A 14,138-nucleotide genomic window follows, 5' to 3' on the forward strand; every position below is an offset into this window, starting at 1 on the left:
CCCGATCCCTACCCCTTCAGCAGCCCGGCCGCGATGTCGACCGCGCCCGCCACGTCGCCGTCGGCCGGATAGAGCAGGGTGCGCCCCGCCACCAGCCCCCGCACGGTGGGCAGACGCAGCGCGCCGCGCCACTTCTCGTACGCCGCCTCCTGTTCCCCCGGGGTCGTGCCGGTGTCCCCGCCGAGCAGCACGGCCGGCAGGGTGGTGGTCGCCATCACCCGGGCCATGTCGTCGGGTTCGTCGGTGACGGGCACCTTCAGCCAGGTGTACGCGGAGGTGCCGCCCAGGCCGGAGGCGATGGCGAGCGAACGCGTCACGGCGTCCGCGCCCAGATCGTTGCGCAGCCGTCCGTCGCGCCGGTGACAGATGAACGGCTCCACGAAGACGGGAAGCCGACGCTCCGCCATCGCGTCGATAGCGCGGGCCGCCGAGTGCAGGGTGTCGAGCGAGCCGGGGTCCTCGTAGTCGAGGCGCAGCAGCAGCTTGCCCGCGTCGAAGCCGAGCCGGGCGAGGTCCTGGGCGCGGTGGCCGGTGAAGCGGTCGTCCAGCTCGAAGGCGGACCCGGCGAGCCCGCCCCGGTTCATCGAGCCCATCACGACCTTGTCCTCCAGGGCCCCCAGGAGCAGCAGGTCCTCCAGGATGTCGGCGCTGGCGAGCACTCCGTCGACGCCGGGCCGCGACAGGGCGAGGCAGAGCCGTCCCAGCAGGACGGACCGGTCGGCCATGGCGAAGGCGTCGTCGCCGACGGCGAGCGCGCCCCGGGCGGGGTGGTCGGCAGCGATGATCAGCAGCCGCCCGGAGCCGCGGACGAGCGGGCGCCGGGCGCGCCGGGCCGCCGCCTCCGCGACGGCCTCGGGACTGCGGGCGCGGACCCGGGCGAGCTCGCCGGGGCTGACGTGGACGCTCACGGCGCTCCCCCCGCCAGGACGCGCTCGACCTCGGCCGGGTACGGCATCGCGGAGGAGCAGGCGAGACGGGCGGCGACGATCGCGCCGGCGGCGTTGGCGTACCGCATCAGCCGTCCGGTGTCCCAGCCCGCCAGCAGGCCGTGGCAGAGCGCCCCGCCGAACGCGTCCCCGGCGCCGAGCCCGTTGACCACCTCGACGGGGACGGGCGGCACCTCGGCGGCGCCGCCGTCTTGGTGGAGGGCGAGCACCCCCTCCGGTCCCCGTTTGACCACGGCGAGCTCGGCCCCGGCGGCGAGCAGCGCCCGGGCGGCGGCGTGCGGCTCGCTCTCGCCGGTGGCCACCGCGCACTCCTCCACGTTGCCGACGGCGACCGTCGCGTGCCGCAGCGCCTCGCGGTAGTACGGGCGCGCCTCCTCGGGGTCCGTCCAGAACATCGGCCGCCAGTCGAGGTCGAAGACCGTGGTGCCCGCGCGCGCCCGGGCGGCGAGCGCCGCCAGCGTGGTGGAGCGGCTCGGCTCGACGCTCAGGCCCGTGCCGGTGACCCAGAAGATCCGCGCCGCGCGGATCGCGTCCAGGTCGAGGTCCGCCTCGTACAGCTCCAGGTCGGGGGCCTTGGGGGCGCGGTAGAAGTACAGCGGGAAGTCGTCCGGCGGGAAGACCTCGCAGAAGGTGAGCGGGGTCGCCAGGCCCGGCACGCTCTTCACCCAGCGGGCGTCGACGCCGAACGCGCCCAGCTCCTCGCGGAGATACGCCCCGAAGGGGTCCTCGCCGGTACCGGTGACCACCGCCGTGCGGCGCCCGAGCCGGGCCGCCGCCACCGCCACGTTCGAGGGCGAGCCGCCGAGGAACTTGCCGAACGACGTCACCTTCGCGAGCGGCACGCCGGTCTGGAGGGGATAGAGGTCCACCCCGATCCGCCCCATGGTGATCACGTCGTACGGAACCGCCTCCATGCACGCCCCCTTCATCGGCGACCCTTGGGCCGTCCCAGGTCTAGCGGCCCCGGACCGGCCCTGTCAATCTTTTGTCCTGACATTCGGACGTAGCCTTGACACCGTTCCGGCGCCCCCGGAAGGCTGCTCCCATGACGACGGCCAAGACTCGTATCCGGATCGGCTCGGCCCCCGACTCCTGGGGCGTCTGGTTCCCCGACGACCCCCGCCAGGTCCCCTGGACCCGCTTCCTCGACGAGGTCGCCGGGGCCGGATACGGGTGGATCGAACTCGGACCGTACGGCTACCTCCCCACCGACCCGGCGCGCCTCGCCGACGAGACCGCGCGCCGGAACCTGCGCGTCTCGGCCGGGACCGTCTTCACCGGGCTGCACCACGGCCCCGCCGTGTGGGACACCACCTGGGAGCACGTCGCGGACGTGGCGGAGCTGACCCGGGCCACCGGCGCCGGCCACCTGGTGGTCATCCCCGCGTTCTGGCGGGACGACAGGACGGGCGAGGTGCTGGAGAGCTCCACGCTCAGCGCCACGCAGTGGCGCGACCTCGCCGGGCAGACCGAACGCCTCGCCCGCGAGGTGCGCGAGCGCTACGGGCTGCGGATCGTGGTGCACCCGCACGCCGACACCCACATCGACAGCGAGGAGAACGTGGCCCGCTTCCTCGACGCCACCGACCCCGACCTGGTGAACCTGTGCCTGGACACCGGGCACTACGCCTACTGCGGCGGCGACAGCGTCAAGCTCATCGAGACCTACGGGGAGCGCATCGGCTACCTCCACCTCAAGCAGGTCGACCCCGACGTCCTGGCCCAGGTGCACGCCGAGCGGCTGCCGTTCGGGCCCGCCGTCGCCCGGGGGGTGATGTGCGAGCCGCCCGCCGGGGTGCCCGCCCTCGAACCGGTCCTCGCCGCCGCCCAGGCGCTCGACGTGGACCTGTTCGCGATCGTGGAGCAGGACATGTACCCGTGCGACCCGGACCGCCCGCTGCCGATCGCCACGCGCACGCGCGCGTTCCTGCGCTCCTGCGGGGCGTGACGCGATGGCCTCCGCACCGCTCGGGATCGCCGTCATCGGCACCGGGAAGATGGGCGCCGACCATGTGCGCCGCCTCACCACCGTGACCGGCGGGGCCCGGGTCGCCGCCGTCGCGGACATCGACGGCGAGCGCGCCAAGGAGGTGGCCGGCCCGATCGAGGGCTGCTCCGCCCACACCGACCCGGTCGCCGCGATGGCCGCTCCGGGCGTCGAGGCGGTCCTGATCGCCTCCTCGGGGCCCGCCCACGAGAGCGCGCTCCTGGAGGCGTTCCGGCGCGGTCTTCCCGTGCTGTGCGAGAAGCCGCTCACCCCGGATCCGGAGGGGGCCCTGCGGGTCCTGGAGGCCGAGACCCGGCGGGGACGGCGGCTGGCGCAGGTGGGGTTCATGCGGCGCTACGACGCCGAGTTCACCCGTCTCAAGGCGCTGCTCGACGAGGGCGGGCTCGGGCGGCCGCTGTTCCTGCACTGCCGCCACCGCAACGCCGCCTCCCCCTCGTTCTTCACCACCGAGATGCTGATCCGCGACTCCGTCGTCCACGAGGTCGACGCGGCCCGCTGGCTGCTCGGCCAGGAACTCACCGCCGTCCAGGTGCTGCGCCCGCGCCCCTCGTCGTACGCGCCCGAGGGCCTGGGCGACCCGCAGCTCGTGCTCTTCGAGACGGCCGGGGGCGCGGTCGTCGACGTGGAGATCTTCGTCAACTGCGGCTTCGGGTACGAGGTGCGCTGCGAGGCGGTGTGCGAGCGCGGGGCCGCCTCCGTCGGCGACGGGAGCGGCCCGGTCGTGCGCTCCGGCGGGCGCTGGGGCGGCGAACTCCCGCAGGACTTCACGACCCGCTTCGCCGACGCGTACGACCGCGAGGTGCAGGCGTGGGTCGACGCCACCCGGCGGGGCCGCGTCGAGGGCCCCGGCACCTGGGACGGCTACATGGCGGCCGTGGCCTGCGAGGCGGGCGTACGGGCCCAGCACTCGGGCGAGCGGGTGCGCGTGGAACCGGCGCGGGAGATGCCGGAGCTGTACGCGTAGGACGGCGGGCCCCGAGGACGGGGGCGCGGCGGGCCCGGGGCCGGGGGGCGCGGCGGGCCCGATGGTCGGGGGGCGCGGCGGGCCCGGTGGTCGGGGGGCGCGGCGGGCCCGGTGGTCGGCGCGTGCGGGCCCGGGTGAGGGCGCTTGACGGCCCGAACCCGCCCCATTCGTCACCCCTGTCACAACCGTCCCTTTCCTGTCACACATGTCTCCATTACGCGGGTCTTGCGTCACAGAGGGTCGACAGCCGCACCCCAGCCTTCACTCTCCGTCGTTCAACGGGCACAGGCTGAGTGATCGTCAACTGTCCGCGCCCAGCTCCCCCGACGGCCGCCAGACCGCCGCTGCGGCGCACGCAGGGAGGTGTCCACCATGACCGACCGACGGCTCTGGTCGTACAAGGAGATCGCCGCGCACATCCGCGTCCAGCCGGACACGGTCCGCTCGTACCGCAAACACGGGCTGCTGCCCGCCCCCGACCTCGTCGAGAACGGCAAGCCCTTCTGGTACGCCGACACCATCCGCACCTGGGTCGCCCGCCGCCCCGGGAACCGTGGCCGCAAAGGCAACGACTGACTGGAGGTCCGCTGGCTGGAGGTCCGCGCGAAAGGTAGTGGATTTATACCCCCCAGGGGTATAACGTGGAGCCTGTCAGCGGGTCCCGGCCTTCTCGTGACCCCCTGGTGCACCATGGAATCCGTACCCCCGAAGAGGAGAAGTCCATGACCGCCGAGACCGAAGCCGCCGCCAGCACGACCGGCTCCTGCTGCTCGCCCGCCGGCTCCTGCCACAGCGAGGGCCCGGCCGACGTCCAGGCCGGCTCCGTCACCACCGTCTACCGGGTCTCCGGGATGACCTGCGGGCACTGCGAGGGCGCCGTGTCGGGCGAGATCGGCGAGATCGCCGGCGTCGGCTCGGTGAAGGCCGTCGCGGCGACCGGCGAGGTGACCGTCGTCTCGGCGGCGCCGCTGGACGACGAGGCCGTCCGCGCGGCGGTCGACGAGGCCGGCTTCGAGCTGGTCGGCCGGGCCTGAGCGGCCCGATCTTCCTCTTCCGGGCCGTACGACCAGCGCATCCGCGCCGTACGGCCCGGTCTCTTTTTCAGGAGTCCACGTGGAAACGAACACGGTCGAGCTGGCCATCGGCGGTATGACCTGCGCCTCGTGCGCCGCCCGTATCGAGAAGAAGCTGAACCGGATGGACGGGGTCGAGGCGAGCGTCAACTACGCGACCGAGAAGGCGAAGGTCGCCTTCGTCGACGGCGTCGAAGTGGCGGGCCTGGTCGCGACGGTCATCAAGATGGGGTACACCGCCGAGTCACTCGCGCCGCCCCCGCCTCCGCCCCCGCCGCCCACCCGGACCGGGCAGGACGCGCCCGCGCGGGCCGGGGCGCGGGAACCGGAACAGCCGCCCGCGCCCCGCGCCGACGCGGCGGACGCCGCCGAGAGCCGCACCGCGCGGGCGCTCGCCGCGCTGCGCCAGCGGCTCCAGGTCTCGGCCCTGCTCGCGGCGCCCGTCGTGCTGCTGGCCATGGTGCCCTCGCTCCAGTTCGACAACTGGCAGTGGCTGAGCCTCACCCTGGCCGCGCCCGTCGTGGTCTGGGGCGCGCTGCCCTTCCACCGGGCCGCCTGGGCCAATCTGCGCCACGGCTCGGCCACCATGGACACCCTCGTCTCGGTGGGCACCCTCGCCGCCTTCCTCTGGTCGCTGTGGGCGCTGTTCCTCGGTGACGCGGGGATGCCCGCGATGCGCCACGGCTTCGACGCCACCGTCAGCCGCGCGGACGGCGCGTCCACCATCTATCTGGAGGTCGCCGCCGGGGTCGTCACCTTCATCCTGCTCGGCCGCTATCTGGAGGCCCGCTCCAAGCGGAAGGCGGGCGCGGCCCTGCGGGCGCTGCTCGAACTCGGCGCCAAGGACGTCGCCGTACTGCGGGAGGGGCGCGAGGTGCGGCTGCCCATCGGCGAGCTGCGGGTCGGCGACCGGTTCGTGGTGCGGCCCGGCGAGACGGTCGCCACCGACGGCACGGTCGTGGAGGGCGCGTCCGCCGTGGACACGTCCATGCTGACCGGCGAGTCCGTCCCCGTGGACGTGAGCGCGGGCGACGGCGTCACCGGCGCCACCGTCAACGTCGGCGGCCGCCTCGTCGTCGAGGCGACCCGGATCGGCGCCGACACCCAGCTGGCCCGGATGGCGCGCCTGGTCGAGGACGCGCAGAACGGCAAGGCCGAGGTCCAGCGCCTCGCCGACCGGATCTCCGGCGTCTTCGTACCGGTCGTGCTGCTCGTCTCGCTCGGCACGCTGGTGGGCTGGCTGCTGGCCACCGACGACATCACCGCGTCCTTCACGGCCGCCGTCGCGGTCCTGATCATCGCCTGCCCCTGCGCCCTGGGACTCGCGACCCCGACCGCCCTGATGGTCGGCACCGGCCGGGGCGCCCAGCTCGGCATCCTCATCAAGGGCCCCGAGGTCCTGGAGTCCACCCGCCGCGTCGACACGGTCGTCCTCGACAAGACCGGCACGGTCACCACCGGCCGGATGAGCCTGTACGACGTGTACGCGGCGGAGGGCACCGACGACAAGGAACTCCTGCGGTACGCGGGCGCCCTGGAGCACGCCTCCGAGCACCCCATCGCCCGCGCGATCGCGGAGGGCGCGCTCGAACAGGCGGGAGAGCTGCCCGTCCCCGAGTCGTTCCGCAACCTGCCCGGGCGCGGGGTCGAGGGCGTGGTCGAGGGCCACACGGTCTTCGTGGGCCGGGGCGTCGAGCTGCCCGCCGCCCTCGCCGGCGCCAAGGCGGCCGCCGAGGCCGAGGGGCGTACGGCGGTCGTGGTGGCCTGGGACGGGGCCGCGCGGGGCGTGCTGACCGTCGCCGACGCGGTGAAGGAGACCAGCGCCGAGGCGGTGGCCATGCTGCGCGGCCTCGGGCTGCGGCCGGTGCTGCTGACCGGGGACAACCGGGCGGTGGCCGAGGCGGTGGCGGCCCGGGTCGGAATCGCCGCGGAGGACGTCCACGCCGAGGTGCTGCCCGAGGAGAAGGTCGACGTGGTCAAGCGGCTCCAGGCCGAGGGCCGTTCGGTGGCCATGGTGGGCGACGGCGTCAACGACGCGGCGGCCCTGGCCACCGCGGACCTGGGGCTCGCCATGGGCACCGGGACGGACGCGGCGATAGAGGCGTCCGACCTGACCCTCGTTCGGGGGGATCTGCGGGTCGCGGCCGACGCGATCCGGCTCTCCCGGCGGACCCTGTCGACCATCAAGGGCAACCTGTTCTGGGCCTTCGGCTACAACGTGGCCGCGGTTCCGCTCGCCGCGGCGGGCCTGCTGAACCCTATGATCGCGGGCGCGGCTATGGCGTTCTCCTCGGTCTTCGTGGTAACCAACAGCCTACGGTTGCGCTCCTTCACCTGATCTCCACAAAGAGAGCTAGATCACAGAGATTATGAGGTAACCATCGGACCGGTTCGGGAGTCTAAGTGGGCGATGCCGAGGACGTCTTGGGGGACGTCCATGGAATGTCTTGGGGGACGTTCCAGGCAGCGCGTTGGCCGGGGCACGTACCACGGGGAGCTTTGAGCGGCCCACCCGTGACGTACGTACCCCGGCAGACCGCAGGGCTCCCGGCCGGATCCCGTGGGGGGAATCCGCACCGGGTATAGGGGAAGCGCCCCGCCCGCCAACCCGTGGGGGGATTGGTGGGCGGGGCGCTTCTGTATGTTTTTTGGGGCGCTACGCGCCCCCATTAGGGGCGCGGGGAACTGCGCGACCAGCCACGCACGGTCCGCAGCCGAAGACCCGTGCTCCTCGCGGAGCGACTAGCGGGCCTCGACCGGGACGAAGTCGCGCAGGACCTCGCCCGTGTAGATCTGGCGCGGGCGGCCGATGCGGGAGCCGGGCTCCTTGATCATCTCGTGCCACTGGGCGATCCAGCCCGGCAGCCGGCCGAGCGCGAACAGCACCGTGAACATCTCGGTCGGGAAGCCCATCGCGCGGTAGATCAGACCCGTGTAGAAGTCCACGTTCGGGTACAGGTTGCGCGAGACGAAGTAGTCGTCGGAGAGCGCGTGCTCCTCCAGCTTCAGCGCGATGTCGAGCAGCTCGTCGGACTTGCCGAGGGCCGACAGGACGTCGTGCGCGGCAGCCTTGATGATCTTCGCGCGCGGGTCGAAGCTCTTGTAGACCCGGTGGCCGAAGCCCATGAGCCGGACGCCGTCCTCCTTGTTCTTCACCTTGCGGATGAAGGAGTCGACGTCGCCGCCGTTGGCCTGGATGCCTTCCAGCATCTCCAGGACCGACTGGTTGGCGCCACCGTGCAGGGGGCCCCACAGGGCGCTGATGCCGGCGGAGATCGAGGCGAACATGTTCGCCTGCGAGGAGCCGACCAGGCGCACGGTGGAGGTGGAGCAGTTCTGCTCGTGGTCCGCGTGCAGGATGAGCAGCTTGTCGAGCGCCGAGACGACGACCGGGTCCAGCTCGTACTCCTGCGCCGGGACCGAGAACGTCATCCGCAGGAAGTTCTCGACGTAGCCGAGGTCGTTGCGCGGGTAGACGAACGGGTGGCCGATCGACTTCTTGTACGCGTACGCCGCGATCGTCGGAAGCTTGGCGAGCAGCCGGATCGTCGAGAGGTGGCGCTGCTTCTCGTCGAACGGGTTGTGGCTGTCCTGGTAGAACGTCGACAGCGCGGAGACGACCGAGGACAGCATGGCCATCGGGTGGGCGTCGCGCGGGAAGCCGTCGAAGAAGCGCTTGACGTCCTCGTGCAGCAGCGTGTGCTGGGTGATCTCGCTCTTGAACGTCGACTGCTGGTCGACCGTCGGCAGCTCGCCGTTGATGAGGAGGTACGCGACCTCCAGGAAGGTCGAGCGCTCGGCGAGCTGCTCGATCGGGTATCCGCGGTAGCGCAGGATGCCCTGCTCGCCGTCGAGGTAGGTGATGGCGGATTTATAGGCGGCAGTGTTGCCGTATCCGCTGTCCAGGGTCACGAGACCGGTCTGGGCCCGGAGCTTCCCGATGTCGAAGCCCTTGTCGCCGACGGTGCTGTCGATCACCGGGTAGGTGTACTCGCCATCGCCGAACCGCAGTACTACAGCGTTGTTAGCGTTCTCGCTCACGTCATCCCTCACCGACGTAGTGCCTCTTCTTCGAGGTGCCCTGACTGTCTCTACCATCCCCCATTTGGCTCAGCAGAGTGCACTCGGGGTCGCCCATTGGGCTTATTAGCGGCACTCAGTGCCGTCAACCTGCTCATCCTGCCCCCTTCGCCCCGGTTCTGGAAGCCCTAGGTGATGTTTCCCACCAAGGGCCCTCCTGACAGCCGATGAGCGAGTGCGGTAAAGCGTCTGCCTGCGGAAACCGTACGCACTGCCTGGCCGATCGCCTTGCGGGACCCCACCAGGACGACGAGTTTTCTGGCGCGGGTGACCGCCGTGTAGAGCAGGTTCCGCTGGAGCATCATCCACGCGCCGGTGGTGACCGGGATCACCACCGCCGGATACTCGCTGCCCTGGGAGCGGTGGATGGTCACCGCGTACGCGTGGGACAGCTCGTCCAGTTCGTCGAAGTCGTACCCCACCTCCTCGTCCTCGTCCGTCAGCACCGTCAGCCGCTGTTCGTCCAGGTCGAGCGCGGTCACCACGCCGACGGTGCCGTTGAAGACACCGTTCTCGCCCTTCTCGTAATTGTTCCGGATCTGGGTGACCTTGTCGCCGACCCGGAACACCCTTCCGCCGAACCGCTTCTCGGGCAGATCGGGGCGGGCCGGGGTGATGGCCTGCTGGAGGAGGCCGTTGAGGGTGCCCGCGCCCGCCGGGCCGCGGTGCATCGGGGCGAGCACCTGCACGTCGCGCCGGGGGTCGAGGCCGAACTTGGCGGGGATGCGGCGCGCGGCCACGTCCACCGTGAGCCGCCCGGCGTCCTCGGTCTCCTCCTCCACGAAGTGGAAGAAGTCGCTGAGGCCCTGGGTGAGCGGGGGGACCCCGGAGTTGATGCGGTGGGCGTTGGTGACCACGCCGGACTGCTGGGCCTGCCGGAAGATCCTGGTGAGCCGCACCCGCGGCACCGGTCCGCCCTCGGCGAGCAGGTCCCGCAGCACCTCGCCGGCGCCGACGGAGGGCAGCTGGTCCACGTCCCCGACCATCAGCAGGTGCGCGCCCGGGGCGACGGCCTTCACCAGCTTGTTGGCGAGCAGCAGGTCGAGCATCGAGGCCTCGTCGACCACGACCAGGTCGGCGTCGAGCGGGCGGTCCTTGTCGTATGCCGCGTCGCCGCCCGGCTTCAGTTCAAGGAGGCGGTGGACGGTGGACGCCTCGGCGCCGGTCAGTTCGGCGAGCCGCTTGGCGGCGCGGCCGGTGGGGGCGGCGAGCACCACCTTGGCCTTCTTGGCGCGGGCCAGCTCCACGATCGAGCGCACCGTGAAGGACTTGCCGCAGCCGGGGCCGCCGGTGAGCACCGCGACCTTGCTGGTCAGGGCGAGCCGCACGGCCTCCTGCTGCTCGGGGGCGAGCTCGGCGCCGGTGCGCCCGGCGAGCCAGGACAGGGCCCGCTCCCAGTCCACGTCCTGGAAGCCGGGCATCCGGTCCTCGCCGGTGCGCAGGAGCCGGACGACCTGGGCGGCCAGGGAGAGCTCGGCGCGGTGGAAGGGGACGAGATAGACGGCGTTGACCCGCTCGGCCCCGCCCTGCGGTCCGGGGACCGGCTCGCGGACGACGCCCTCCTCGGCGACCAGCTCGCCCAGGCAGTCGATCACCAGCCCGGTGTCGACCTGGAGGAGCTTCACCGAGTCCGCGATCAGCTGCTCCTCGGGCAGGAAGCAGTGGCCCTGGTCGGTGGACTGGGACAGGGCGTACTGAAGGCCGGCCTTGACGCGCTCGGGGCTGTCGTGCGGGATGCCGACGGCCTGGGCGATGCGGTCGGCGGTGAGGAAGCCGATGCCCCACACGTCGGCGGCCAGCCGGTAGGGCTGGTTCTTCACCACGGAGATCGAGGCGTCCTCGTACTTCTTGTAGATGCGCACGGCGATGGAGGTGGAGACGCCGACGCCCTGGAGGAAGACCATGACTTCCTTGATGGCCTTCTGCTCCTCCCAGGCGGCCCCGATCAGTTTGGTGCGCTTGGGGCCGAGGCCGGGCACCTCCACCAGGCGCTGGGGCTGCTGCTCGATGATGTCGAGCGTGTCCGTGCCGAAGTGCTCCACGATGCGGTCGGCGATGCGGGGGCCGATGCCCTTGATCAGGCCGGAGCCGAGGTAGCGCCGGATGCCCTGGATGGTGGCGGGCAGGACCGTCGTGTAGTTCTCCACGGTGAACTGCTTGCCGTACTGCGGGTGGGAGCCCCAGCGGCCCTCCATCCGCAGGGATTCGCCGGGCTGCGCGCCGAGGAGCGACCCCACCACCGTGAGGAGGTCGCCGCCGCCGCGCCCGGTGTCGACCCGGGCGACCGTGTAGCCGTTCTCCTCGTTGGCATAGGTGATCCGCTCCAGGACCCCTTCGAGCACCGCGAGATTGGACATGATCCGACGCTACCCGTGGCCTCGGACACCCGGGGACGCCTGTGGACAACTTTCCCGGGCCGGCCGGGGGTTCGCCCGGGGGCCGGGAACGCACGGGAATTCAAGGGGGCCCGGTCCGTATGACCGGGCCCCTCGATTCCCTCCCCATTCCCTCCCCTGCCGGCGCCCGCTCAGGACCCCCCCGGATCCCTCCCCCGGAACACCGACGCCAACTAAGACACCCGTCACGCCAGAAGGGTTGTACAACTGCGGGCAGTTATTTTTCCGGAATCCCGAGATACCGGCAAAGGAGGACAAGCGGGGAGGTTTTGCCTCTGCCCGGTCCTCATGCCGCCTTCAGGTAGCCCCCGTCCACCACGAGGTCCGCCCCGGTGGTGCTGCCCGACCGCGGCGAGGCCAGCAGGGCCACCGCGTCGGCCACCTCCTGCGGGGTCACCAGGCGGCCGGTGGACATGTTCATCATCTGCGGGGCCAGGGAGTCCATCACCGTGTCGCGGTCCGAACCCGCCATGGCCGCGATCACGTCGGCGGCGCCGCCCTCCTCGGTCCACCACGCGGTCCGTACCGCCCCGGGCGAGACGGTGTTGAAGCGGACGCCCCGGGGGGCGTACTCCTCCGACAGGACCTTGGTGAGGTGGTTCAGGGCCGACTTGGCCGCGCCGTACTCGGCGTTGCCGACCGAGGGCTGGCGGGCCAGGGCCGTCGAGACGGTGACGACCGCGCCGCCGCCGTCGGCGAGCAGGTGCGGCAGGGCGGCGCGGACCGTCCGCACCGCCGAGAACAGGTTGAACTCGAAGATCGCGGACCAGTCCGGGTCGTCCGCGTCCAGGAACGAGGTGCGCGGCAGGGACACGCCCGGCGGCGGCCCGCCCGCGTTGTTGACCAGGACGTCCAGCCCGCCGAACTCCTCGACGGTACGGGCCACCACGCGCGCGGGGGAGTCGTGGTCCATGAGGTCGGCCGGTACGTGGACCAGTCCGGGGCGGGCCAGCTTCTCCAGCTCCGGGCTGGTGCGGCGGGAGACGGCGACCACGCGGGCGCCCTCGTCCAGCAGGGTGCTCACCACGGCGAGGCCGATGCCCTTCGAGGCGCCGGTGACGAGCGCGGTGCGGCCGGAGAGGTGCAGGTCCATGGGGTGTCTCCTCGGGGTCGCGGCCTTGCCCCGAAGGGGGCGAACGGGAGGCCGTGCCCACGATCCTGCTCGGCCGCGCCCGCATCGGCTGGCGGGAATCCGTCGGCGAACTCCGCCCCGGACGCGACCCCTCCAGCCCTCTCCGGCTGCCGCTACGCGCGCGTACGTCCCGGGCCGCCGCGGAGAGCCGCCCGCCGCGTCACCGCTCCCGCTACGCGCGCGTGCGTCCCGTCGAGCCCCGGACCATCAACTCCGCGTGCACCGTGGCGATCCCGCCCGGCGGCACCGGCTCCTTGCCCATCGCCAGCCGGCCCGCCCGGGCCCCCGCCTCGTACAGCGGCAGCCGTACGGTCGTCAGGGCCGGGACCGCGTCCGTGCTGAACGGCAGGTCGTCGAAGCCCGCCACCGAAACGTCGTCCGGGACGGACAGGCCCCGGTCCCGCAGGGCCGCGCAGGCGCCCAGCGCGACGGTGTCGTTGGCGGCCACGACGGCGGTCAACGACGCGTCCCGGCGCAGGAGTTCGTTGGTGGCGTCGTAGCCGGAGCGGCGGTCGTACGAGCCGTGGACGAGCGGTCCCGGTGCCACGCCCGCGTCCGCGAGCGCCGCGAGGTGGCCCTCGACGCGGTGCCGGGTGGTGGTGCGCTCCTCGGGGCCCGCCACGTAGCCGATGCGGCGGTGGCCCAGGGCGAGCAGATGCTCCGTCAGGCGGCGGCTGCCGCCCCGGTTGTCGAAGGTGAGCGTCGCCGCGTCCGGCCCGGCGCTCCTTGCCCCGCCGCCGGGCCCGGTGAGCGCCAGCGGGGGCCGTCCGCACAGCACGATCCGCGCTCCCGCCTCCGCCAGCCGTCCCAGCTTGGCCGCGACCGCCGCCGCGTGCCCGGGGTCCTCCAGGGCGCCTCCGGTGAGGATGACGGCTGCGGCGCGCTGGCGCTGGAGCAGGGTGAGGTAGGTGAGTTCGCGCTCGGGCGAGCCGCCGGTGTTGCAGACCACCGCCAGCTTCTCGCGCGCGCCGGGGTTGCCGCCGATCTCGGACTGGGCGGCGCCCGCCATGATCCCGAAGAAGGGGTCGGCGATGTCGTTGACGAGTATGCCGACCAGGTCGGAGGTGGCGGCGGCGAGGGAGCTGGCGGGCCCGTTCAGGACGTAGTCCAGCTCGTCCACGGCCCGCAGGACGCGTTCGCGGGTGGCCGCGGCGACCGGGTAGTTGCCGTTGAGCACCCGCGAGACGGTCGCCGGGGACACCCGGGCGCGCGCCGCCACATCCGCCAGGGTCGCTGTCATCTCTGCCTCCGGGCACGTCTCGTGGGCACTTGGGGTGGTCCGCCGCGCGCCTCTTGTCGGCGGCGCTGTGCGCAGGCTAGCGTCCCCCTCGATAGAAAGCGCTTGCTACGCCTGTTACCAGTAGATCGCCGCTGGATCACCGAGCCCCGCCGCCCCGAGGGGCGGGGCCGATGGGATGAAGGGGACCTCGATGACACCGACGTCTGCCCACCCGACGCCACCGGCGTCCGCAAGTCCGGCGCCACCGGCGCCCGCACGCCCGGCGCCACCGGAGTCCGCGCGCCGGACCGTGCGGATC

At 72.6% G+C, this 14,138-nt stretch carries 11 protein-coding genes; 5 read left to right on the plus strand and 6 right to left on the minus strand.

The genetic code is table 11. From position 1 onward, the window contains the following. Nucleotides 1-8: 8 nt before the first annotated feature. Together AC069K_RS19145 and iolC are read right to left on the minus strand one after the other, a co-directional pair. Nucleotides 9-908 carry a Cgl0159 family (beta/alpha)8-fold protein gene (locus AC069K_RS19145; RefSeq protein ID WP_365101177.1) on the minus strand — a complete coding sequence of 300 codons (900 nt, stop codon included), beginning with the start codon at nucleotides 906-908 and terminating at the stop codon, nucleotides 9-11. Beyond that, nucleotides 905-1,861, minus strand: coding sequence for a 5-dehydro-2-deoxygluconokinase (iolC, locus tag AC069K_RS19150; protein WP_365101179.1), 957 nt, complete (start codon nucleotides 1,859-1,861; stop codon nucleotides 905-907). Before iolC ends, AC069K_RS19145 begins: the two co-directional genes overlap by 4 nt. 131 nt (nucleotides 1,862-1,992) lie before the next feature. Between iolC and AC069K_RS19155 the strand changes: the two genes are divergently transcribed. The 5 genes from AC069K_RS19155 to AC069K_RS19175 all read left to right on the plus strand — a co-directional run bounded on the left by AC069K_RS19155 (nucleotide 1,993) and on the right by AC069K_RS19175 (nucleotide 7,330). Next, a complete protein-coding gene (locus AC069K_RS19155) occupies nucleotides 1,993-2,895 on the plus strand; it encodes a sugar phosphate isomerase/epimerase family protein (RefSeq protein WP_478617705.1) in 903 nt (300 codons plus the stop codon). A 4-nt stretch (nucleotides 2,896-2,899) separates the two neighbouring features. Further along, nucleotides 2,900-3,919 carry a Gfo/Idh/MocA family protein gene (locus AC069K_RS19160; protein WP_365101183.1) on the plus strand — a complete coding sequence of 340 codons (1,020 nt, stop codon included), beginning with the start codon at nucleotides 2,900-2,902 and terminating at the stop codon, nucleotides 3,917-3,919. Nucleotides 3,920-4,291: 372 nt separating this feature from the next. Then, a complete protein-coding gene (locus AC069K_RS19165; RefSeq protein WP_358832178.1) occupies nucleotides 4,292-4,495 on the plus strand; it encodes a helix-turn-helix transcriptional regulator in 204 nt (67 codons plus the stop codon). Between the two features lie 146 nt (nucleotides 4,496-4,641). Next, nucleotides 4,642-4,953 carry a heavy-metal-associated domain-containing protein gene (locus AC069K_RS19170; protein WP_478617710.1) on the plus strand — a complete coding sequence of 104 codons (312 nt, stop codon included), beginning with the start codon at nucleotides 4,642-4,644 and terminating at the stop codon, nucleotides 4,951-4,953. Nucleotides 4,954-5,068: 115 nt separating this feature from the next. Further along, nucleotides 5,069-7,330: a heavy metal translocating P-type ATPase gene (locus AC069K_RS19175; protein WP_478618109.1), complete on the plus strand. Its 2,262-nt coding sequence runs from the start codon at nucleotides 5,069-5,071 to the stop codon at nucleotides 7,328-7,330. Nucleotides 7,331-7,734: 404 nt separating this feature from the next. On the opposite strand, the gene AC069K_RS19180 is transcribed toward AC069K_RS19175, so the two are convergent. The 4 genes from AC069K_RS19180 to AC069K_RS19195 all read right to left on the minus strand — a co-directional run bounded on the left by AC069K_RS19180 (nucleotide 7,735) and on the right by AC069K_RS19195 (nucleotide 13,840). Then, the gene (locus AC069K_RS19180) at nucleotides 7,735-9,033 is read right to left on the minus strand and encodes a citrate synthase (RefSeq protein WP_101388377.1); all 1,299 of its coding nucleotides are present in this window, start codon (nucleotides 9,031-9,033) and stop codon (nucleotides 7,735-7,737) included. A gap of 167 nt (nucleotides 9,034-9,200) precedes the next feature. Next, nucleotides 9,201-11,429 carry an SF1B family DNA helicase RecD2 gene (gene recD2, locus AC069K_RS19185; protein WP_365101188.1) on the minus strand — a complete coding sequence of 743 codons (2,229 nt, stop codon included), beginning with the start codon at nucleotides 11,427-11,429 and terminating at the stop codon, nucleotides 9,201-9,203. A 325-nt stretch (nucleotides 11,430-11,754) separates the two neighbouring features. Beyond that, on the minus strand, nucleotides 11,755-12,561 hold the full coding sequence (locus AC069K_RS19190; protein WP_478617716.1) for an SDR family NAD(P)-dependent oxidoreductase: 807 nt from the start codon (nucleotides 12,559-12,561) through the stop codon (nucleotides 11,755-11,757). 211 nt (nucleotides 12,562-12,772) lie between these two features. Beyond that, the gene (locus tag AC069K_RS19195) at nucleotides 12,773-13,840 is read right to left on the minus strand and encodes a LacI family DNA-binding transcriptional regulator (RefSeq protein WP_478617719.1); all 1,068 of its coding nucleotides are present in this window, start codon (nucleotides 13,838-13,840) and stop codon (nucleotides 12,773-12,775) included. Nucleotides 13,841-14,138 lie beyond the last annotated feature (298 nt).

It is taken from the genome of Streptomyces sp. NPDC043908 (assembly GCF_056435525.1).